Annotated in this window: 17 protein-coding genes; 1 reads left to right on the top strand and 16 read right to left on the bottom strand. The window is 59.3% G+C overall.

What is annotated here, in order from left to right; translation table 11 throughout:
* Positions 1-47 precede the first annotated feature (47 nt).
* From TSACC_RS21125 to TSACC_RS21100, 6 genes are read right to left on the bottom strand one after another with little or no spacing between them, the layout of a single operon-like run.
* Positions 48-851: a hypothetical protein gene (locus TSACC_RS21125; protein ID WP_153811364.1), complete on the bottom strand. Its 804-nt coding sequence runs from the start codon at positions 849-851 to the stop codon at positions 48-50.
* The gene (locus TSACC_RS21120) at positions 851-1,330 is read right to left on the bottom strand and encodes a hypothetical protein (RefSeq protein WP_075079055.1); all 480 of its coding nucleotides are present in this window, start codon (positions 1,328-1,330) and stop codon (positions 851-853) included. The genes TSACC_RS21125 and TSACC_RS21120 overlap by 1 nt, the downstream gene beginning before the upstream one ends.
* Complete coding sequence (locus TSACC_RS21115) at positions 1,327-1,746, bottom strand: hypothetical protein (protein WP_075081422.1); 420 nt, start codon at positions 1,744-1,746, stop codon at positions 1,327-1,329. The genes TSACC_RS21120 and TSACC_RS21115 overlap by 4 nt, the downstream gene beginning before the upstream one ends.
* Complete coding sequence (pgp3, locus tag TSACC_RS21110) at positions 1,743-3,077, bottom strand: virulence factor Pgp3 (RefSeq protein WP_075081421.1); 1,335 nt, start codon at positions 3,075-3,077, stop codon at positions 1,743-1,745. The genes TSACC_RS21115 and pgp3 overlap by 4 nt, the downstream gene beginning before the upstream one ends.
* A 53-nt stretch (positions 3,078-3,130) precedes the next feature.
* Positions 3,131-8,914 (bottom strand): hypothetical protein, encoded by a 5,784-nt coding sequence (locus tag TSACC_RS21105; RefSeq protein ID WP_075081420.1) that lies wholly within the window; start codon positions 8,912-8,914, stop codon positions 3,131-3,133.
* The gene (locus TSACC_RS21100) at positions 8,911-10,527 is read right to left on the bottom strand and encodes a hypothetical protein (RefSeq protein ID WP_075081419.1); all 1,617 of its coding nucleotides are present in this window, start codon (positions 10,525-10,527) and stop codon (positions 8,911-8,913) included. The genes TSACC_RS21105 and TSACC_RS21100 overlap by 4 nt, the downstream gene beginning before the upstream one ends.
* 75 nt (positions 10,528-10,602) lie before the next feature.
* On the opposite strand from TSACC_RS21100, the gene TSACC_RS21095 reads away from it, so the two are divergent.
* Complete coding sequence (locus TSACC_RS21095) at positions 10,603-11,040, top strand: hypothetical protein (RefSeq protein ID WP_075081418.1); 438 nt, start codon at positions 10,603-10,605, stop codon at positions 11,038-11,040.
* Here TSACC_RS21095 and TSACC_RS21090 read toward each other — a convergent pair.
* From TSACC_RS21090 to TSACC_RS21045, 10 genes are all read right to left on the bottom strand, one after another.
* Positions 11,033-11,803, bottom strand: a complete 771-nt coding sequence (locus TSACC_RS21090; RefSeq protein WP_169809735.1) for a hypothetical protein — start codon at positions 11,801-11,803, stop codon at positions 11,033-11,035. The genes TSACC_RS21095 and TSACC_RS21090 overlap by 8 nt on opposite strands.
* 7 nt (positions 11,804-11,810) lie before the next feature.
* Positions 11,811-12,566 (bottom strand): hypothetical protein, encoded by a 756-nt coding sequence (locus tag TSACC_RS21085; RefSeq protein WP_075081416.1) that lies wholly within the window; start codon positions 12,564-12,566, stop codon positions 11,811-11,813.
* Positions 12,556-14,823 carry a phage tail protein gene (locus TSACC_RS21080; RefSeq protein ID WP_075081415.1) on the bottom strand — a complete coding sequence of 756 codons (2,268 nt, stop codon included), beginning with the start codon at positions 14,821-14,823 and terminating at the stop codon, positions 12,556-12,558. Before TSACC_RS21080 ends, TSACC_RS21085 begins: the two co-directional genes overlap by 11 nt.
* 5 nt (positions 14,824-14,828) lie before the next feature.
* Positions 14,829-15,419: a phage connector family protein gene (locus TSACC_RS21075; protein ID WP_075081414.1), complete on the bottom strand. Its 591-nt coding sequence runs from the start codon at positions 15,417-15,419 to the stop codon at positions 14,829-14,831.
* Between the two features lie 70 nt (positions 15,420-15,489).
* Complete coding sequence (locus TSACC_RS21070; protein WP_153811577.1) at positions 15,490-15,951, bottom strand: hypothetical protein; 462 nt, start codon at positions 15,949-15,951, stop codon at positions 15,490-15,492.
* Between the two features lie 28 nt (positions 15,952-15,979).
* Positions 15,980-16,885 (bottom strand): phage capsid protein, encoded by a 906-nt coding sequence (locus TSACC_RS21065; protein WP_075081412.1) that lies wholly within the window; start codon positions 16,883-16,885, stop codon positions 15,980-15,982.
* 215 nt (positions 16,886-17,100) lie between these two features.
* A complete protein-coding gene (locus TSACC_RS21060) occupies positions 17,101-17,979 on the bottom strand; it encodes a hypothetical protein (RefSeq protein WP_153811576.1) in 879 nt (292 codons plus the stop codon).
* Positions 17,980-17,982: 3 nt separating this feature from the next.
* Complete coding sequence (locus TSACC_RS21055) at positions 17,983-18,531, bottom strand: hypothetical protein (RefSeq protein WP_075081410.1); 549 nt, start codon at positions 18,529-18,531, stop codon at positions 17,983-17,985.
* The gene (locus TSACC_RS21050) at positions 18,528-18,842 is read right to left on the bottom strand and encodes a Bbp19 family protein (RefSeq protein WP_075081409.1); all 315 of its coding nucleotides are present in this window, start codon (positions 18,840-18,842) and stop codon (positions 18,528-18,530) included. The genes TSACC_RS21055 and TSACC_RS21050 overlap by 4 nt, the downstream gene beginning before the upstream one ends.
* Positions 18,839-20,524: a portal protein gene (locus TSACC_RS21045; protein ID WP_075081408.1), complete on the bottom strand. Its 1,686-nt coding sequence runs from the start codon at positions 20,522-20,524 to the stop codon at positions 18,839-18,841. Before TSACC_RS21045 ends, TSACC_RS21050 begins: the two co-directional genes overlap by 4 nt.
* Positions 20,525-20,571: the final 47 nt, after the last annotated feature.

Here is a 20,571-nt window from a genome sequence, read left to right as displayed (position 1 = left end):
AACCCGCGCGGGATCAATCGCAACGATGCGCTGATAAGTTTGGAAACTCATAGCAATCCGAGATCCTTTCCGAGCGTCGAGCGATAGAGCTGATAGACCCCCGCCCATTGCGCCTGGCTCAGTCGCGTGGGGAAGTAAAGCGCTGCCGCAAAAGTTGCCGTTGGCGGATTGACCACGCCGCCGATATAGATTTGCTGCCCTAAAATACCATTAGCTGACGTAGGAAACTTTTGCAGAAACTCGCCATCCTGGAAAAATTCATTGGAAGGGATCGCCCGATTTCCGGAGAGCGCGAGGAAATGATACTTGTCGTCCTTGTAGTAACCCGATCCCTTATTTATTCCGCCTTCCGATCCGTTACCGGAGAAGGTGAATGGGTTCGATGGTCCCGCGAATGACGAGTTTCCGTTGTTCTGACTGCCAAAGTGCAGAGAGTAAGAGCCGATGGTGGAAAATCCTCCGTAGTCTCCAAACAGGTTGTTTTGCAGGACGGTCGTGCTGGACGGAATCATGCAGACGACCGCGATGGACGCCGCCGCTGCATTCTGAATGGTACCGGTCGCGATATATTGCGCGTTCGCAGCCGTCATCGTTAATCCCCGGCCCCATGTCGGCCCATTAACCAGCGTGCCGTTCGTCGAGTACAGCCCGCCAACGGTATGTGCTACCGATCCCGTGCCAGCACATTGCCCCGGGAGAAATGTCCAGCCGGCGCACTGCTCCCAAAGGGCCAGCCCCTTCAGCCCGCGCACCCAGTCCGACATCACGCGCCGATCCGTCGCCCCGCTTCGCAGGCAATACGCCCGCGCGTCGGGGTCAATACCAGAAGACCGCCGCCAAGGCACCGACATTACCACCCCTCCTCGAGTTCGAGCACGATGCGGAACTTCAGCCCCGCCGCCGTGTGTGTCGGAGTTCCCTGCGTCACCCCGGCGAGATAGAGGGTTTCACCGACGATCGAGAATCGGATGTCACAATCAGCCTGGCCGAATCGGCATCCGCCGAGATCCTTGCTAGCCGTGGCAGTGACAAACCCGATGATATTCTCGGCGTTCGCATCCGTGATCGACGGAGCCGCGTTCACCGTTCCCAGGCTCACATCAGCCTTGAGAAAATAGAGGTCCATCGCAATACCCTGATCGTCCTTGTCGAGTACACCGATCGAAAGGATTCGGCCCCGGATCTTCTGCACGGCACTCTGGCCCGGGTTCGCGTAGTTTCCAATGTCGAGCACAGTTCGATCAAACAGGACATCGCCGGCGGCATAGGCCGAGGTGTCCAGAGTCGGGACAAGATCAACGATTATGGTTCGGAAGTTTTCAACGATCATGGCTGTAGGAGTGGTGCAATTTCCGCGAGAAGCCCGGGAAGGGTGTAGGGTGCGTCGGGAGGAGTCTGGCCGGAGGCATAGGCGAGTTGTGCCGCGTTGATCCATTCACGAGTTGCCGCGCATTTCTGAGGCAGCGGAACGCCCTGGGCTGAAAATTTCGCCGCGGTATCGAGAAGGTTAACTAGCGCTATGGCGTCGAACCCAAAAGCGGCCAGATGCTCAGAAACCGATTGTGAGCGAACCGGCGCGATATAAGCCGTTGTCTCGTTCGACTGCGCCCAGGCGGAATACATAACCCGCCACCCGCCGGAAACGTCTGGCCCATCGAGCGGAACGAGCACGGCTCCGGCCTCCACCGTCTGCACCTCGACAGCGGAGCGTTCAACGTTCGCGTACCTTGCGGAAGTGATCGTCATCCCTTGATCTCCTCCAGAAAGAGAGTTGATACCGCTGTAGCGCCAAGCAGCGTTGAGAGGGATGGCGTCGAGTTCAAGTAAATCGTCGTTCCCCCGCTGGCTCCGACGCGAACGCTATAGGTCACAGGGCTTGTTGTGGACGGGGAATCAATGTAGACAGCGGTACGATTCTCCTGGCGAGCATATAGCTCGAAACACGTCGAAAAGATTGCATTCGCAGCGCCGCTAAATAGTGCAGCAATCACGTCTGGATCTGTTCCTGACTGACGAGACAACTGCAAACTCCATGACACCTTGATTTTTGACGAGGAACTTGATGGCGTGATGGACGCAGAAATAACCTGTGTTCCTTCGGTGTTCTGCGGGATTGTCGCGTCAAGAGGTATGGCTGTTGAAAAGCTGGATGAGGCCGATACCGAGGCGGACACCGTTTGAATAAGAGATCCTGCTGGCGCTATTGCTCTCCACAATCCCGAGGCGCAAAGACTGGAATCCACGAAGCCGGAAGCGAACTTACCGCGCCCCGTGGAGTCAGCCGTAAAGATACCCGCTCCGATCTTCGCCAGCGTGAGGAACGCATCAGCCATTTTTGCCCGACCCGTCGCATCGGCAGAGAGAACTCCATCGGCGAGCTTAACCGTTGAAATGGACCCGTCAGCGATTCCGGGGACGGGATCAGTCCAGTTCCCGGCTGATGTGCCATTGGCTACCCAAAGCGAGGCGTTATCCAGCTGCACCCCAACCTGCCCGAGGAAATCAGGCTTTGCCGAAGCTCGATCAGAGTTCGTAAGCCAAGTCTTTGTGCCCTGCCCAAAAACCTGCTGCGTCAGGTTTAGCCACACCGCAAGCTGCGCCGGAGTGAATGTCCGTGGCTGAGAGTCGCCGCCGAATCCGATCACCGAATTTGCAACGGTCGTAAGGTCGTTCTTCGCCCCGTCGCTCTCGCGCACCTTCAGCGACCGCCCGACCGTTCGGGAGTTCTGCTGCGCCAACATGGTTGCCCGATCCAAGGCGCGTTCGTGGGACTTAGCCGGAAAGTCGGAGTTCTCCTCATAAACCGTCGTTTGAGTCATTGGCACCTGACGGAAAATTGTCACCTTGGAAGTGTTCGGAATCGCCGCGGTCGTGGTGAGACTTCCGCCCGCTTCAACCCCTGCCCCGGTCACGGCGTAATCGGTCCCGAGAGCTAGCGTGGTATCGACTCCCCCCGAGGTTGTGACAACGACGCGCAAATCCGTGTCATCGAAGAAATAAAACGGAACCGGGTACGGCGTGACGGTCGACGCATTGCCGCTGTACTGGATTCGCGATGTGTCGCTCTGCACGCTCATGGGTCAGTCAATACAACAGCTTTGCTTGACAGGCAAGATTTCTTAGGCATCGGCTATTTCCCGGCTGCGTTCTCTGTGACCCCGAACAGGTCTTTTGCCAGGTGGGAAAGCGAAGCTGCAGCCGCTATGTTGCTATTCAGCAAACCCATCCCGGAAAGGATCGCGTCCACGTCTCGAAAGACGTCTTTCGCTTCAAAGTCACCAGCGAGATAGTCGTCAATACGGCGTACGCTTCCGGTAGCTCGATCGAGACCGGAAAGAATGTCTCCCTCCGGCGTCCAGACGCCGAACGCCCGCAAGACCATTCCTTGCGCCTTGTCGCCAAGGAACGGGATGCCAGCCAGCGGGTCGGTTGCAGCCTTGAGCGCCAAGGTCTTCGGACTCCAGTTCTTCGCGTCGAAAATTTCCTCGTCATCATCGTTCCGGGCATCCGCCCAGGCGCTTCGAATAATGGCAGCCATGACGCTATTTGCGATCCAGACGGCGGTAATGACGCGCGCGGCCTCTGCTGCTGGACGGTTTGCCAGCGCATAGGCCATCAGTCCGAAGTTTTTGCGAGCGTCCGAGGCAAAGGCCCAAGCGAGACGTACTGCTGGATTTGTCGCCGTGTTCTCGAAAAGAGACCGCGCCCCAGGTCGTGTCGGCTGGGCAATACGATCCACGGAACGCTCTGCCGCCTCTCGTGCCGCCCGCTCGGCATCGGCTCCGGTCAATCCGGACTCATGCGCCCGTTTCAGTTGGTAATCATGGACAATGGCGTACGTTCCCGCCGTCATCAGTGCATCAGTTCCGCCGATCAACTGGCCGAGTTTGGAAACTGCATATCGCAAACGATTCGGCTTCTCGGCCTGGATGCCTTCGACGGCTTGCCGGACGACGGGCGGCATTTCCTTCAACCGCCTCTGGATGTAGTCGGAATTGAAGGCCGCCTTCCAATCAAGTTGCCCGGTGAAAAGCTTCCCGAGTCGAGAAAGATACGAGCCTGTTTGCATCTCCGCCAGTCCGGCGGCAAGCTGCGTCGACTGAACGGCGATTGTCCCGATGCGCCCGACGAGCGCCACGGATGCCGCCCGGTTCATCATCCGGCCCAACCCTTGATTGAGCGCCAGAAACGCCCCGGCGTCGCGTGTCCCTCCCTTTCCAAAGTAGTCGAGCCATCCGCGAAGGACTTTGACGGCTTGCTCGCCACTCGCCGCCTGGACGCTGTTGCCCACGTCGCGGTTATTAAGCAAGGCCGTCGCCTCGTTCACGAACTTGGCGTACGCAATCCAATGCTCCATCTGCTTCGTGTGCGAGATGTAGACTTGCAGGGCATCGCGGAAATCCGGCTCGGCCACCCTGCCGGATCGCGTCCGAAGACTTCCCGGCGTGGTTGATGCTGTGGACATCGTATTGCCAGTTACCGGGTCGATGGTCTGTCCTGCTTGAGCCTGCTGGGGAACTACCGTGATGGGCGAGTAATTCGCGTTCTTCGGCAAGTTGATTCCATTCAACTCCCGATAGACAGGGTTCAGGCGGGCATACTCGCCGGCGTACTGCTCGCTCAGGAACGCCCGCACCTCCCGGGCCTCGGGCGTCAACTGCTTCTCGATATTGTCGATGAAGTCTTGATTGTAGTGCCAGGCGCTCACCGGCTTCCCTGAGTCGTCGAGAAGGCCAATCATGTGCCGCCGTCCGTCTTCCTGCCTCCAAAGCAGCGTTGCCGTGATGGCTTCAAGCTGGCTCATATGGAGCGATTCTTTCCCGTTCGTCAGCGGGGCCGTAATTGACTTTTGCGCCATCTGCCAGCGAAGGCGTTCACCCTTGAAGCGATCCCCGGCCAGCTTGGTAAAGAGGTCTTCCAGAGCCACGGTCTTTTCCGTGATGGAGTCCTCTTTCGCGTGGGATGCCTCGCGCTCCATGTCGGCCAGCCGTTGCGCCTCGATCGACTTGTCGCCAAACACCCACTTGGAGACTTGCTCAAAGTTGAGAAGTCCGAGGAGCGAATCTTTCCATCGCCCTTTCAGGCTGTTGTTTTCGAGCGCCTTTGCATCACGCTCCGGGGCCGTTCCGGCTTTCCCGGTGTCGGTGATAAGCTGCTGCCGGATGGCTTGCCTCCGCTCGCGCTCCTGGATCTTCTGTTCCTTGAACGCCCGATAGCCGCGGTCCCAAATCTCGGTTGCGCTGGCGACTGCCGCCGCCCGGCGCTCCGCATCGGCCTGCTTCCAACTAGCGACCAGAGGCACAAGCCCGATTTCCATCTGCGCATGGGCCTCTTCTTCTGGCGTCATCTCGCCCTTGGCAATCTGTGCCTCCAATGCCGTGACGTGCGCCTCTGCCCGGTCGATCGTCCAGTCCATCGCATCGCGCAGCGTGTCAAATAGCGCGTGCAGGTCTGCTCCTGCTTTGCCTTCCCGCTTCTGGCCTGACTGGTTCTTGGCTGGCTTGGATCGCTCCATCAGCTTTGCCATCTTCGATCCGTACTCGCGCTTCAAAGACCGCTCCAACTCGGTTCCGATCATCTCCACGCGCTTTGTGAAAAAGTCAGCCAAGGCCTTTTCGCCATTGCCGATTTTCGAGAGCACGGCGAACCCTCCGACTTTCCCGCGTATCTCCGGAGGAAAGACGGAAAGCAATGCGTCGAGTTCTCCGATGGATCGAATCAAGCGCTCCCGGCTGACCTTCTCCGCTCCAGCGTTTGACCACTTCATGCCTTCGATCGCGACTTGGTTCTCGTCCCGCAGCGCCATCAGTTTTTCCCGTGCCCGCTCAAAGAGACCGATTCGCCCATCAGGGCTCTTCATGTGCTTTTCGAGCGCATCGGCAACCATCTTGTCATGCAGTGCCGGATCAAGCTTGCGCGCTTCGAATCCGGTCACGTCCTCGGGAGGATTGATATTCGAAAGCTGCTCCGGAGGCTTACCGGGAATCCCGTCGAGTTCCTTCTCGATACGCTCGAGCATGGTCTTTGTCTCCTGCCCGAAGTCGCCCCGGAACGCGCCAGGTACCGCCCGCTTGATCTCCGCGATCGCTCCCCGCACCCATGCCGCCAACTGCTGAATGAGCCGGTCGAGGACGTTCGCCTGCACCTCCTCGTTTATCCCCCCCTGCCGCTTCATCTGCACAAGTTGGCGGATGAATTCACCAACGAACTTCACTTGCAGCCCTTGCCCTTCGATCTCGGAGAGAATCCCTCGCCAGTCCGCCCCGGATTTCACCGGCTGGGAAAGCTCGGAAAAATAGAGGTGATACGACGCTTGCACCGCCTTGCTGAGTTGCTCTTTCAGCGCATCGGGCGCGGCGTCGATCGTGCCGCGGATGTCGTCGAAAACCGCCTTATGCTTTGCGTCGAAGTACTCGGAAAACGCCCCGGGCTTTCCAGCGGCCTCCCATTGACGCTTGGTTGCCGCGTAGTCCGCGGCGTGAATCAACTCCTCGCCGAAAATGGCGCGGGTGTGCATCCCGGGTTCCACCCCGGCTTTGATGGCCTGCCCTTCCCGGCCTACAATGTCGGTTCCGTCGTACTGGAGAACAAGTCGATCCCCTCGGGCAATTCCGGCTCGGGTCGTGGGGCCGGCATGAATCTCGAATCCGAGTGATCGAAAGGCGTCGGCAACCCGAGACGCTTCGCCTCGCGCCGGGCCAATTCCCGATCCAGAGCCTTCCAGGTCAATTCCCGGCCGCGTCTGCAACCCGCTTCGTGAATTATCTCCGGAGGCTCCATTTGTCCCATCAGTAGCACCGCCATTCTCGCCAAACAAGGCGATTTCTCCCGCCTGCTTCCCGGCGCCTAGCTGTCCTTCGTCCGACTGCGCGGCCTGCTTATCGGCTGTTAGGCGGTCAAATTCAGCTTGGCGCGCGGCATCAATGTAAGCCTGTTCGGCGGCGGTTTGGTCAGCCGTCTCAAAATCAAGATTCCCATCAGCTCCGGTTACGCGCCAGACCCGCGAGCCATCCGCCTTGGTGATAGCCTCCATCGTCGGCTTGCTAGGGTCGTTCTGATCTTGCTCGACCTTGCCGCCAACCTCGTTTGCCTGCTTGCGCCCGGCGGCGATGTTCTCGGGCGTGCGCTTTGCCATTTCCTCACGAATCGCCGTGTCAAACTGCTCCGGAGTCGTCGCCGCCTTGATCCTCGCGGCCTGCTCCTCGGAGAACCCCCAGAACTTCAAAGCCGAATCAATTTCCTGAGTCGGGTTCTTGAAGTCCGCCACCGACGCAAACCCGGCGCCGATGAGAGCCAGCCAGCCAGTTGCCGCCATCGTGGCAGGGATGTCCCGAATGTACTTATCGAGTTCCTCACCGGCATTCTTCGGTGTCATGTCGGTTCGCATCGAGGCCGCGATCGTCTCGAGCACGGGAGCAATTCCGTTTTGAGCGAGTTCCTGCGCCGTCTGTTCAGCCCAGATTTTCCCACCCGTCGCGAGCGTCTTCCTCCATCCGTTCACCTGGACATGCTGCGCCAATCCAGCGAGCGCCGGAATCCGGTCAAGCTGCACCTTGTCAATGAGCGCATTCCCCGCGGCTTCCACGGAGGAAAGCGCCCAGGCTGCGGAATGATCCATGTCGGGATTCTCAACAAGCAGGCGGTTGTATTCGTCGGACTGATAAGCCGCGAATCCGAGCATCAGCCCGGCTCCCGGTACCGCCGTTGCCGCCAGGTATCCGGTTGACCCCGCGAGTCCGTACGCGCCTTGCTCGACTGCGCCGAGGAATGTTCCCGGCTTCGCGACCATCTTGATTGGATCGATCCGATTCTTCGCCAAGTCGTTAAGCTCTCGGACGGCCTGAAGCACTGGAAGCTTGCTTTCCAATTCCTTTGCAAAGGCCTCGCTATCGCTGGCGCTGAGCTCACCGGCCAAGGCCTTTTTCCCGCGATCGCTCGAAGCAAGCTGCTGTGTCGCATAGTCTCCGAGGATCTTCGATTTCACCTCTGATCCCGGGTCCCGCAGATATGCGGCCATCTGTCGTATTGCCGCCTCCTGCCCGTTCAGTTCGAAATTCCCCACAAATCCGAAGCTCCTTGAGACGGACTCGCCGAGGTTCTTTGCCACTTGAGCAAACGCCCCGCGGTCAACCCCGTTCGCCTCGGCCGCGATCGCTGCATAAGCGAAGACTTTTTGCCGTGCATCGCGCGGCATCGTGGCAATCCGTTCACCGAGTCTCGCGACATCTTGATCCCCGGCCTTCCCCTGTGTGACGGCGGTAAGCGTGTTCCACACATCCGCTGCGGGCTCCCGGTATTTCTCGATGTCCGCCAGAGTCCCCCGGTACGACTTGAAAGCCTCGGTCAAAAACGGGGATTCGTTCTTGTCGTCAATCAGCTTCCGGTTGGCATCCGCCCATTGACGGAATGCCGGGGCCAGCTTCGTCTGTCGACCGTCGAGCGCATCTTGCAAAGCCTGCGCCGTGGCCTTCATTTGAAGGTCACGCACCGCCCCTTCGCGTGCAATCTTCGTCTCGTACTCTCCCTTCACGATGTCGAAGAATTCGCCATCGCTGACCGTCTTTTTCCCGGTGACTTTTTGCGCGTAGGCGTCCCGCAACACAGGGTATTCCGTGCCCGAGATGTCCCGCCCCTCACGGAATGACAGAAACGCCCGATTGCTAGCCCCGATAATGATCGGCTCCGGGGATGGGTTCAGCTTCTCCGCCTGATGCAAGGCCGGGTCGGACTGCTGCTGCCTCAGATACTCGGGATTCGTAAAGAGGCTCTGGAAATGGTTCTCCTGCGCGTCTCGTGCCTCCTGATCCTTGGCCTTTCGCCATTCGGCTAGGTCGGCTCGGATTTTGAGTTGATCGGCAGGCGATGCCGTTTTGTAACGGTCGACGAGTCCAGTTACTTCGAGGTCAGAAATCATTTGATGAGTTGGTCAGGGTCCGCGTTCGTCGGGTCAGGCTCGGGAAGCTGCAGCACGGAATCCGCCTGCTTCTTCAGGTCTTCCAAGGTCGGCGGCGGGTTTGAGCGGAAACGCGACTCGCTCATGCCATTGGCGGCGCTGCTCGCCCAATCTCCCAGGGTATTCAGGAGCGATCCCGTCCACGCGCTTTTGACCCGGGCAGCGGCGCCGTCCTTGAGTCGTGCGCCCATGATGGAGTTTAGCTGCTTCTGCGCCTCGTCGGGGTTCGCCCTCGGGTTGTCTCGCAGCCATGCGCGCATTTGCTCTTTGTAGGTTTCGGCGTCCGTCCAGAGGGCGGCATTCTTCGCCTTGTCGACGACCTTCCCTTTCTTGTCCTTGCCGGTGTCTCCGAGTACTCCATCGTCAGCGAGCTTGTCGATAAACGACATGAGAGAGGCAGAGTACTTCTGCTCCGGCGTCTTCGTCTTTCCATCCCGTGAAGCGTTCCAGTTCTGGAAAAGACGGCTGGAGAAAGCGCCCTGCAGCCGCTTCGGAATGGTCGTTTCGATTCGGGTTTGCAGGCTGTTCAACTCGTCCGCTCCCTTCGGGGTCGAGAAGTCGGCATTTTCAATATCGGTGTTGAGCTTCGTAGCCGTCTCGGAGTCGTATTGAATCTCCGTGAACATCGCTTTGGTAAGGCTCTTGATTTCCGTCTCCCCGAGGTTGCCCGCTGCGCGCTTGCGAAGATCCGCCTCGCTGGTGATCTCGCCAGCGAGGATGGCGTCATGCAGACCCTTGCGGGTGTCGACCTGGACGCCTTCCCACTGCGATTTCGCCCGGGACGCCCAAAGCCGGGCTTGTTCCGGGGTCTGGATGTCGCCATCGGGCTTTCCCTCCTTGGCGACTCGGGCCGTGTACTCGGCGAATCCTTTCGGGTCGATGTTCAGCCACTGGTACAGCCTCGAGTCCCGCGCCTGCTGCTCGGCAGAGAATTGCTCGTTCTGAAACTCGGTGTCCGTGATGAAACCAGCGTCTTTCGCCTTCCCGAGCCGTCCGAATCCGCTCTCGTAATTCCCCGACACGAAGTCACGGCGAGCCGCCGACAAGATCGCCTCTCGGCCATCAGAAAACGCCCTCTTGCTTCCATCGACCGCGAATTGATTCCGCGTCGCGGCCTCCCGGCGCACCATGTCCGCCTCAAATTTCGCCCGGGCCTCGGGTGATGCGGTATCGAGGAGGGCGGAAAAGTTCTTCTGACGCTCCTGAAAGGCTTTGGTGAACGTCGGCTCCCATTGATCGCCAGGCAGGTTCGCCGTCTGCTTAGTCACATCCGCCGTGAGATTGTACCATTCTGCATCAATCTGGGCGTCTATGGTCAAATCCTGCGCCTTCTGGCGCCGTTCCGCCCAGTCATTCAATACGCCTGCCACCTTCCCTCCTGCCCCGGCCACCGCTGCCCCGACCGATGCCATCGCCTGCGCCGTTCCGGAGAAGGCCTGCGGGTTGATTGTCGATTGGATCAGGCTCCCGGCGGATGAAGTAATATCCGGCGCCGCCCCGGGACCTCGGGAGGTGACGGGATTGCCTCCGGCCTGCGGGGCGTTGGGAATCTCAGCTATAGGTACGCGCGCCATGGGTCAGTCAATACACGGGATGAGATTGATTTTCCAGCCTTGCTTTTTGACGCAACATTGCTTAGGCCGTCCGGCATGAAGCTTTTCCTTTCGCTCGTTTTGGCTCTGGCCTTCGTGGGGTGTTCCACTATGACCGGGAAGGAGAAAGCCCTTGAAGCTGCGCGAACGATGTCTCCTCAACAGAGAGAGACGTACTACAAGACGCTTTATTCTCAGGGAGTCATCAACGAGTCCGAGTATAAGGATTGGTCGACCGCGAACGCCCGTATCATAGCTCTTCAAAAGCAAGAAGCAGCCGAGTGGGCTGCAATGACCCCATACGAGCGAAAAATGGTGAAGCTGAAAGAGCAAGAGCTTGCCTTGCAACAGGCAGAACTTGACCAGATGCAACGTGATTCGATGATGGCTGGTGTTCGTCATTCGACCGGAGAAGCGGCAACGTTCGCTCGGTCGAACGCGGAGAACCTGAACAATTCAGCCAACGCGCAGACCATCGCAAACGCGGCTAGGTAACGCGGATTGCCTTTCGCACCGGAGCCAGCGGATTATACCGCCCTCCCGGCGTTGTCTTCGTAAATTGCGACCAGTCAGTTCCCCCAACTTGGCTGGCCATCGATGAGAACCCGCTTAGAAGCGTTCCATAAGCCGCCGTTCGCGTGGCCGATGACTCGCTCAGTCCGGCAGACCGGGTAAGGGCCGCCTGATCGAGATTGAGCGACAACCCGACCTTGGCGAGCTTGCCCTCGTAGTCGGCAATATGAGTATCAATCAGGTCGAAGGCGGATTGATACCGCTCCTGCTTCGCAGCCTCCCGGTATTGCTGCGCCTGCACGTCGGACTGCCATTTCGAATCCTGTACGGCCAATTCCAGCCGTCCGGCAGATTCCGCCAGGGCGATGATAGGCGATCCCTCGGTTGTGACACCAGACGCTGACACGGCCGCTCGCTGCGTGGCCAAGGCGGCGTCATTCTGCTCCCGCATCCGTCGAGCGGCCTCCCGGGCCTGAGTGTTGATCGCGTCGGCCTGCGCCTCGTAGGTCAGCGCATTCTCCTGCTTGGCCTTGTAGCCAGCCATCGCATAGGCCTTTTTGTACTTCGCCTGCTGCTGGCCGATCTTCGCCTGAATCTGCGCGTTCCGCTTCTGGATAGCGTAATTCTGGTTCGTGATAGCCGCCTGCTGTGAAGCCTGATCCTGAGCCGCAAAATAGCTCATCCCGGTTCCGACACCCGTCGCCGCCACGCTCACAACGGTTGTTCCGATCGCAGTCCACATCATCGACATATCAGCATCCTCCTAAAAAGCGGTTCCTTGGCGCATCCGTCACCCCGAGCACGATCTTCATGGGGTCGGTTTCTTTGGTGACGTGGTACGTGGTCCAAATGGTGTTCTCGTGCGCGTAGAGCATCCGCCGGGTTCCTGGCTTCGTGATGCCGGTATAAGGAGCCTTCAGCCGGGTCACTCCGCCCCCGGGCGTGACTACGGAAATATCCCCCATGGAAATCGTGAAAGGGTGCTCCGTCTGGTGAACCCTCGAGGTAAGCAGCGTCCCGGCCGGGATGAAGATTTCCCGGATGTACATGCCAGGCACAAACCGATGTTTGAGAGGCATCAGTTCCTCAGCCTTCGCAGACTCTGGATGAAGAGAGATCTCCGCCTCGATCGCGTCAAAGGCTTCTTCGTTCTGAAACGTGAAAGGCACGATCGCTTCCCCGGTGCGCGGAGTGTCGATGTCGAACAGCTTCCCCATCCGCTTCGCCTCGCCGCGGAAAAGCTCGACGAGTTCAAAGCGGGCTTCCGGGTACGGGTTTTCCGGTACCTCGATCAGGTTTTCCATCTTGGCCACGGGAGAGCGGTTGTTGATGTAGAACCACGCGCAAGCGACCTCCCGCCCTCCGTAGGTGCAAAACACCCCGTAGTCAGTCAATGCACCCTTGGCGATAGGTTCGATACCGGCAGCAAGACACCACGCCTCGATGATCGGGTAATCATTGGGCGTGTACCTGCGCAGTTCAACGTTCGGAATTACCTCACTCTGCATAAGCATCCCACTTTGCGGTCAGGGCCAGCACCGTCAGCGGTAACGGCTGTTCCTGCCTGATAACGATGTCTGCCGCCCGCGAATAGTCCGCCCCGGTCACAAGGTCTTTGTCACCCGTGAAAACCGGCGGACTGTCGTCCATCTGATCCCCGGTCGCCCGGGAGAGAATTGGCCAGAACTTTACGCCATTGGTTGAGTACTGCCCGCCAAGCGATTTGAGAAAGGACGCGAGGATCTGATGCACCCGCTTTTTGACGCCACGGCTGGCCCATGCCTGCATCTCAAGCTTCATCGGCTTGAGCGTCGACGTATACGGCAGGCCGACGAGGACGGTTTCCGCCGGTGCCTGGAGTGTGATTGCCCCGCCCGATACCGTGCGCTCTGGCGATACGGCGCCATCGGCCAGGATGTCGACCGTATGCCCCTCGAGGTGAGAAAGCCCGCTGACGCTCGCGCTCTTGGGAGAGTTCGTCACCCTGACCGCGCAATCGAGATACCACCAGTTTGCCTTGTCCTCGTTCTCGAAGACCTCGCGGAAGTCCGTGCGGAAGCGTTCAATATAGCGCACAGGTTGCCCGTTGACGGTTCTTTTGACGGAAAGCCACACTTCATCCCCGCCGCTCGCCCCGTACGTCGTGGCCACGCTCTCAAACTCGCCGTCCGTGGTGTGCCGGTGCCAGCCCACGACGTTCTGCAATCGCTCGTAGGTCAGCCCGACAAGCTGCCCTGCCCCGGTGATGGTCCAGTAAATGGCGTCCGGCTGCTGCTGAAACGCAGCCTCGAGGATGCCCCCCTTGGTGACATGCTCCGACAAAAGCGTCAGGTCTTGGGCAACGAGGCTCTCGGTCTGGTTCGAGTACAGAAGCTCCCTCACCTTGCGCCCCTGCCGCTGGACGAAAAGCACCACGTCATTAACGATCAGGGCGCGGAGCGACTTCGAGCCATAGCTCGACTCTTTCGAGGCCTTGACGTTTGTCGGCGTGATTGCTGAGTTGCTGTCCGTGCTGCCGAGGGTCCACTCGTCGCCGGCGGTTCCGATCACCAAAGACGCCTGGGAAATCATCCATTGAATCGGATTCGATTCCTGAGCGGATAGAGTGAAGAAAAGTCCCGAGTCATCCAGCGCGGAGAGCCGGAAGTTTTCAAAGTCGTCGATGACGCTACCCCAGAGGGACTGAGGCCGGTTCTTCGTCCCCGCGAAATAGAGCCGCTGGTCATGCAGGGCGACCGTGCGGGGGAAGCCTTGCTTTATCGACCATGCCCCTTCGTTCCAAATCTTTGTTGCGCTGGTACCGGCCAGGGAGTTGATGACATCTGCCGTCGCGTGCGTGGCGTCCGTAATCGCAGTGATTTTGACTACTCCATATTCCCGGGCATCGACCGCCTCGAGCCGTGCCGATCCGGTGCCGGATGTGAAGACCATCTTCATTCGAAGAAGCGCCTCCTTGCTCTCTTTCCCCGAGGCCGTGACATTTCGATTGCTGGCCCCGTTGAAGGTACGGAAAACCTCCCAACTTGTGCCACCGTCGAGACTCCGCTCAAGCTGCACCGTTCCCGACCATGTTCCGTAAGTGGTAAGTTCCCAGGTCCCGAGAATCGCGATACTGCTGGACGTGTTGTTTCCACTGAGGTCCAACGTCACCGCGGCATTCGCCCGGGCGTGCGCAATCTGCCAATATGCCCCGACGTGGCCGCCATCAAACAAAGCGGCCGAGGCTGTAAGGGTGATTCCCGTTCCCGTCGTCGCGCTCGGGGTGATCGTCGTCGCCTCCGTGTTCTCGTCAAGGAAGGTGGGCCAGTCCCAGGCGACGGGTGCAAAGGTCCAGTCGGTATCCGCCTTGCGCGTGAGCTTCATTGGCTCATGCGAGGGATGAGTGAAATACATCACGTCGTTGATCTGGATGTATTGCAGGTCGCGGAGCTCGCTCTCGAGATACGGCGTCGACACCTCCAGCGGCGAGCCTCCGGAAGTCACCTGCACCCCGTTGGAAAAGAAGCGGATGTATTGCTCCCCGAACTCGAGGACAAAGCGGGTTGTGATCGAGAAGTTAAACCCGATGAGGCGGCAGCGCTTTGTGGAGAGCTTCGCGGGCGCAATGAACTCGGTGCCAGGTCGCCGGTAGACTCCGCCATACGGCATGATGATGAAATTCTCGAGCGTCCGGCATCCTGCCGCGTACTTCTCGAAGTCGCTGCGGGCATCCAGATACGGCGAAATCTCGCCCGCGTTGAAGCTGGGAATGAGCTGATACGCCATGGCCCTTAGCCTCCGAAACGAGCACGCACGAAGCGGCTATTCGCCCAGGGCAATTTCACCTTGGATTTCCCCTCGGCGGCATCCTTGCGCACCGCGAGCGGCTTTGTAATCCGCTCGTACTCGGCCATAAGGCGTTCAACCTCGGAAGAGGAACCGCTCAGCGGCTTTGCCAGGCGGGTTGCAATCTTCAGCGCAAGGGCTTCAACGAAGAGCGGCGGGAAGAGCGTGGCATCCTCGACCCTGCGGATGTAGCGAACCTGCGCCGTCTCATCATTCGTGAGCATTTTGCCGCCCTCAATCTCGTACCGGGAATCCGGCTGATAAACCTCGTATCCGTTCAGTTGCAGGATGCGCAGACAGTCGGCAGGCAGTTGATACTGGTACGCCCATCCGAAAACAGGCGATTCCGCCAGCTGGGAAAGAGTCTGGCGCCGAATGGCAAAATTCCACGCGTGACTCTGCGTGACCTCATCGCGCGTCTGCTCGTAGAACTGTTTGCACAGGGCGGCAGACGGCGAATCGTCATCCAGAGACATGATTTCCGCCTTGCCGAGATGGGCCAAGGCCAGATTGCAAATAGAAGGCTGGGATGCCATGGCTGATTACCGCCTCCCCGGCCATGAGTAAACCGGGAAGGCGGGGTATCAACCAACCGCCAATCGGGCGTTAGGGAAGGATGTAAGCGATCGAGAAGCGGATCAGCTTGCCCGCCGTAACGTTCCCGCTGGTAAGGGCCACGGTCGCCTTGATGGTGTTCGTGGTCTTCGTTACGGGCGTACGGACCAGCACTGCGGTTGTATTGACAGCAGTAACCGCACGTGCTCCAGCGCTGGTCAGGTCAATGCTGGTCGCAGAGTAGCGATCATCGTCCTCCGCATCGCCGATCTTCGCGATCGCCGCGCCGGTGCCGCCAGAGGCTTCATTCGCCACCCAGGAGCGTTCCGGAAGCACGATTGCGCCGATCGGGAGTTGAACGATGTCGATGATATCGCCAGCCGCCAAACCCGCCGTTGTGGTGTAGACAGCTTCCGCAATGCGGATGTCTCCCGACACCTTGTTACTGTCGCCGCGATCTCGCACGCTATTCGAGCTCTGCGAGGTCGCCACATCTGTTTTAACAGTTGCCATATTTCAGGGTTCCTTTCTCCTTTGAGGGTTATACAGACTCGTCGCAGTAGATCACTCCGACCTTCTTTTCCTCATCGCGCGTGGCCCCGAGGAGGCCGACCGATCGAATCTGCAAGCAGTGCGACTGCGTAGGCAGAATGTCCATGTGGGACTGCTTTCCGCTGTCCGACAGTTTGATTCCGCGACGGCTCCAAAAGACAACGGACCGGATATTCCCAGACTTCGGAACGATGTCGCTGGACACCCGCTTGAACTCGAAGCCGAGGAACTTGTTCAGAGTTCCATCAACGAGAGCCTGGACGATGTTGTAGTCCTTGCTGGTTACTTCGGTGTACCGAAGCAGGTCCTCGATTTGAGCGGAGGTGACGGCGATGGTTCGCTGTTCATCATCCGGAACCTCGTTGTCATCGAGGATGCGCTTCGCACGGCGTAGCTTATCAAGGGTGAGTCCGCTGTTTGCGGCGCTGCCGGTCCGAACGAAGTCAACTGCGATCGTCTGCGAGGCTGGCAGCGTGATCGGGGTCATTCCGATTTCGCCAGTATAGGCAGTACCTACAGCGGCTTCGAGGATGATCTGATCGGCGAGACGCCCATAAGCGGCGGAATGCTCAACCAGAACGTCGCTGTCCGGCTTCGAGACATCTCCGAGAAACTTCTCGTCCCATTCGTCCTCGTAGTGAGCGGCATCGAACGGGTACGGGCGAAGCCACCGCTTGCTCGTGGTGATGTCTTGGATTCGCGTTGCTCCAGCCCGCTCTGTGATGCGCTGAAACTGGACGCCTCCGATTTTGCTGTACGACTTTTCCTTGCCTTCGACCGTATCGAAGGCGACTTGCCCCTTGAGCCTGGAAATCATCTGTGACGACAGATGTTCCCAGTTCGTCGCATACGCGGTCACGTAGTGCTCAGGGATGCTTCTGAGTGCATTGGACATAAAAAAAGTTCTCCTTTTGAGTTTTGAAGTGAGGTTCGCCCCTTCGGCACCTGGATTATCTGCAACCGTGCAGGTCCCAGCTTTCGGGTTTGGGGCGGGCTTCAAAGAAGTTGTCCGCGCAGTCTTCTTAGAACATGGACTAGGTAATACGTCAACGCAAAAGAAAGGCCCGGCCTAGGATTCATCCAAAGCCGGGCCAGCTATGCCAAGCAATCCTATCCCTGTTTATACAGGCTCAAGACGAGCGCGTGCGTATCCTTATCACCATCGTGATACGCCTTGTACTTCGGGTGCTCCGGGTTCGTTTGGATCTCTCGAGCCTCAGCCGCGCCACCCTTTCCACCGCCCGCACCAGAACCGCCAGGGTTCACAAACTGATCGTCGCTGATCTTCTTTGCGAGGTTCACAAATGCCATGACGGTTTGCGGGTCGGTGAATCCAGGTAGAGTCTTCGCGTCCACTCCGGCAACCTTCGCCGCCGAGAGAGCGAGTTTGATATTAGCATCATACTCCCCTCCCCACTGCTCGCGGAGGTATTTTGTTCCCTCCTCAAGCTGCGCCTTGGCGACAGCCTCCGTTGCCGTCTGCTGTAGCGACATATTCGCTCCAATGATGTCACGCAAAGCGGCCTCCGAGACATTGTGACGGTGCGCGGCCTCGAGTACTGGCTTCAGCGCCTCGTCAGCGGGCCAGGTGAAACCTTCGGGCAACTGCTCTGGCTTCACGTTGTACTTATCCGGGGCCTCGGGAATCCCCGCGGCCTTGCGGTATGCCGCCACCTCTTCGGGCTTGGCGTCCTTCCCAGGAACAAAGACACCCTTCGCCCCGAGGGTTTTCTCGAGCTCGCGATACCCCTTTGCCAAATCGGGGACCGTCTTGAACTTTCCGAGACCGTCGCGAGCGTCGCCGAATTCCTCCGGCAGTCGCGACGTCCAACCATCCGCGAAAGCTCCGTCAGCGCCAACCCAAGGCGTCGCTTCCGCCTGCTGCTGTTGCCCCTCGCCGCCAGAAAGGAGCGTTGCCGCCGGAGCGCTGCTGCCTCCGCCGGGAGCGCCATCGCCTTCGAAGAACATCATTCCATGTAGTCGCTTCATGGCTTAGTTCACCCCCCTGTGATGGTAGCGCTTGGCGAACTCCTCGGCGGAATGATTCGCGCGGAACCACTCGATATATGCCGGCGTCAGGTCGCCATACTGAGGATCTTTGACCGGCTCGGGTGATCCGGGAGCCTGCGGAAGAGTCGCGGGCGGCTCGCCCTGGAGAACCGGAGCGGGATCAACGAACGACGCAAATGCGCCCCCCTGCTCCTTGTCGAACTTGCCCACGTCCTCACCGTCGATCCAGACAACATCGTCCTTGATTTCGATTCGGTGAAGATTTCCGGTCGCGTCCGTGTAGAACACCGGAAATTCCGGTTTCCACCGCTCGGGTTGAGAAGCTGTCGCAGCGTTGGCAACGGACTGCGTAACCTCCTCCGGTGGCTTCTCCGCGATCGGCTTGCCGGATTCACCAGCGAGGAAATCCTCGACCGCCCGTTTCTTCGTCCAATGCAGGCCAGCGGCGGGAACAAATATGCCCCCGTCTCCGATGGTACCCACGTTCTCGCCATCACGAATGACGGCACCGTCCTTGATTTCAATGCTCATGGCTTTGTTACAGTTATGGTTGGTTCTTCGATGTTGGCGTCACCCTTTACGGTTGCCGCCGAAAGTCCTTTGAGGTGCAGCACTACAGCCCTCGCCCCATCGGCCAGCGCCGCCGTGATCGGGTCATATGCGTAAACGTCGGCACCGGAACGAACCGGGGTGAATACCCGCTCGTTAACGCGGAATGTCTCCTCGAGGTGCGCCATCAATACGCGCCCGTCCTCGCTTTCGAGAACGCGCCGCGCGGCATTCACCAGCCGTTGCCGCTCGCGGGCGCGCTCAATTCCTCGTTGCTTGGCTGCTTCGCTCATGCCTGCTGTTGTTGGACAGCCTGACCAGCCAGGCTATCGGGTTTGACGCTCCCCGCCTTTTGGGCGACCTCGGCCGCGGCGAGAGCCTGCTGTTGCGCCGCAGCTGCCTGTTGCGCTTCCGCCCGGGCTTTACGTATTGACTCCACCTTTTCGGCAGGCAAAAGCCAGTCAGCCGGGAGACCGTCATTGCGCGCCCCGTCGCGCGTGATGCGGTCAACGTCGTAGTGGTCGAGCACTTCGGGCCGGAACTGAGCCAGCATAATGCTCCCTTCCATAGAGCGGCTTGCGGCGAGGTTGGCTTGTGCCTTCATGGCGAGCGCCACCCGGGAGTTATAGGAAATCTCCGGTTCAGCCAGGTACGCCACGCCGTCAGGGCCTTGCTCGACCATCCCCGCTGGCGGAGGCGGGAACATGCCGCCTCGAAGGTGAATGTTAAACACGCAACGAAGGAGGGGCGTCAAAAGCTCCGTGGTCTTGCGGGTAAAGGCCGGGGTGAACTGGTTCAGCTTCTCCGCGCTCCGCTCCGCAACCTCTCGTGCCGTCATCTGCCGCTCGATCTGTGAGAACATGTTGAAGAGCGGCACGTGGTAGGCGCGTTCGATCGCATCCTGTTTCCGCTTCTCGCGCTCGAGGCCGATATTGTAGTCACCAGAGGCCGCCCATTCGCGCGGTATCGCCTGCGGGTTGGACGGGTCAAAGAACGTCACGCCGGACGCGCCGAGGTCCATCTCCCCTTCCATGTCGCCCGGGGCGAGGATGCGCGGCCACGCCTTAACCTCAGCCAAGGCATCCATGCTCTTGACGAGTTCATTCAACTGCCGCGCCTCGGGCAATGCCATCCACGACGGAGAGATTCCCCATACCTCCGATCCCCACCTGGCATGACGGGTTGCAAAAAATGGCTTCTCGTCGAACCCTCCGACCGAAACGACATGACGGCTATCGGTCTCGATGTACACCGAGGCGAAAGCCTTGTTTTTGCCGTCCATCTTGCCGGGTTCACGTTCGGACGCCCTGCGCGGATAGACGGCATGGAGAAAGCAATGCTCTTGTTCGCACCCCTTTCCAGTCTCACGGATCTTCGCCAGTTCTTTCCGCAGCTTCTCGCTCAGTCGCTCCTCTCCGAACCTGTCCGCCGCCTGCTCCGCCGTAAGCTTGAGTTCGCGAAAGAGCGTATTGACGAGCCTCTCGTCGTCCTCGGCGATGCAGTAGGAGCCGATTTGAAGCGCCTGGAAGTTCAGGGCCGCGCTCTTGCCCGGGAGAGCAATCAGCGTCCCGGTACCGAACCCTCCATCGTCAAAGTAAAGCTCGTGAATCTCGGAGTAGAAATTCGAATTCGCGAGGTTGCGTTGAACGATCTCGGTACAGCGCTGGAGCCACTGCGACACTTCATCATCGCTTTCCCGGGAGGCCGGAGGCGAGAAGCTAAACCACTGCCCGTCAGCGGGCGTCATATAGGCCAGCATCCCATTTGCTAGCGTCTGGTTGGCATAGACCGCCGTCGTGTCGAAAAGCTGCGCGGTATCATTGGCGGCGCCGGTCGAGCTCCGGTTGATCTGCGCCTTACGCGGCATGACGTAGTCCGCGATCCTTTGCCAATAGCCGTCCCAGGTGGAACGCTTCGCCTTCATCGAATCCCACCGGGCGAGGATCGGCTTTGCGTCAATGGAGGGCGTTGCCATTAGCCGAGGAGGTTTTTCTTGCCGGAGCTCGCGGGCTGGAATCCGCC

The organism is Terrimicrobium sacchariphilum, assembly GCF_001613545.1.
Classification (GTDB): Bacteria; Verrucomicrobiota; Verrucomicrobiia; order Chthoniobacterales; family Terrimicrobiaceae; genus Terrimicrobium; species Terrimicrobium sacchariphilum.
The sequence above is the reverse complement of the archived record's forward strand: the minus strand, read 5'-3'. Positions and strand labels throughout refer to the sequence as shown.

Coding starts and splice junctions, on each gene's coding strand:
- TSACC_RS21125 (WP_153811364.1), bottom strand. CDS start 851: ATGTCGGTGCCTTGGCGGCGGTCTTCTGGTATTGACCCCGACGCGCGG.
- TSACC_RS21120 (WP_075079055.1), bottom strand. CDS start 1,330: ATGATCGTTGAAAACTTCCGAACCATAATCGTTGATCTTGTCCCGACT.
- TSACC_RS21115 (WP_075081422.1), bottom strand. CDS start 1,746: ATGACGATCACTTCCGCAAGGTACGCGAACGTTGAACGCTCCGCTGTC.
- pgp3 (WP_075081421.1), bottom strand. CDS start 3,077: ATGAGCGTGCAGAGCGACACATCGCGAATCCAGTACAGCGGCAATGCG.
- TSACC_RS21105 (WP_075081420.1), bottom strand. CDS start 8,914: ATGATTTCTGACCTCGAAGTAACTGGACTCGTCGACCGTTACAAAACG.
- TSACC_RS21100 (WP_075081419.1), bottom strand. CDS start 10,527: ATGGCGCGCGTACCTATAGCTGAGATTCCCAACGCCCCGCAGGCCGGA.
- TSACC_RS21095 (WP_075081418.1), top strand. CDS start 10,603: ATGAAGCTTTTCCTTTCGCTCGTTTTGGCTCTGGCCTTCGTGGGGTGT.
- TSACC_RS21090 (WP_169809735.1), bottom strand. CDS start 11,803: ATGATGTGGACTGCGATCGGAACAACCGTTGTGAGCGTGGCGGCGACG.
- TSACC_RS21085 (WP_075081416.1), bottom strand. CDS start 12,566: ATGCAGAGTGAGGTAATTCCGAACGTTGAACTGCGCAGGTACACGCCC.
- TSACC_RS21080 (WP_075081415.1), bottom strand. CDS start 14,823: ATGGCGTATCAGCTCATTCCCAGCTTCAACGCGGGCGAGATTTCGCCG.
- TSACC_RS21075 (WP_075081414.1), bottom strand. CDS start 15,419: ATGGCATCCCAGCCTTCTATTTGCAATCTGGCCTTGGCCCATCTCGGC.
- TSACC_RS21070 (WP_153811577.1), bottom strand. CDS start 15,951: ATGGCAACTGTTAAAACAGATGTGGCGACCTCGCAGAGCTCGAATAGC.
- TSACC_RS21065 (WP_075081412.1), bottom strand. CDS start 16,885: ATGTCCAATGCACTCAGAAGCATCCCTGAGCACTACGTGACCGCGTAT.
- TSACC_RS21060 (WP_153811576.1), bottom strand. CDS start 17,979: ATGAAGCGACTACATGGAATGATGTTCTTCGAAGGCGATGGCGCTCCC.
- TSACC_RS21055 (WP_075081410.1), bottom strand. CDS start 18,531: ATGAGCATTGAAATCAAGGACGGTGCCGTCATTCGTGATGGCGAGAAC.
- TSACC_RS21050 (WP_075081409.1), bottom strand. CDS start 18,842: ATGAGCGAAGCAGCCAAGCAACGAGGAATTGAGCGCGCCCGCGAGCGG.
- TSACC_RS21045 (WP_075081408.1), bottom strand. CDS start 20,524: ATGGCAACGCCCTCCATTGACGCAAAGCCGATCCTCGCCCGGTGGGAT.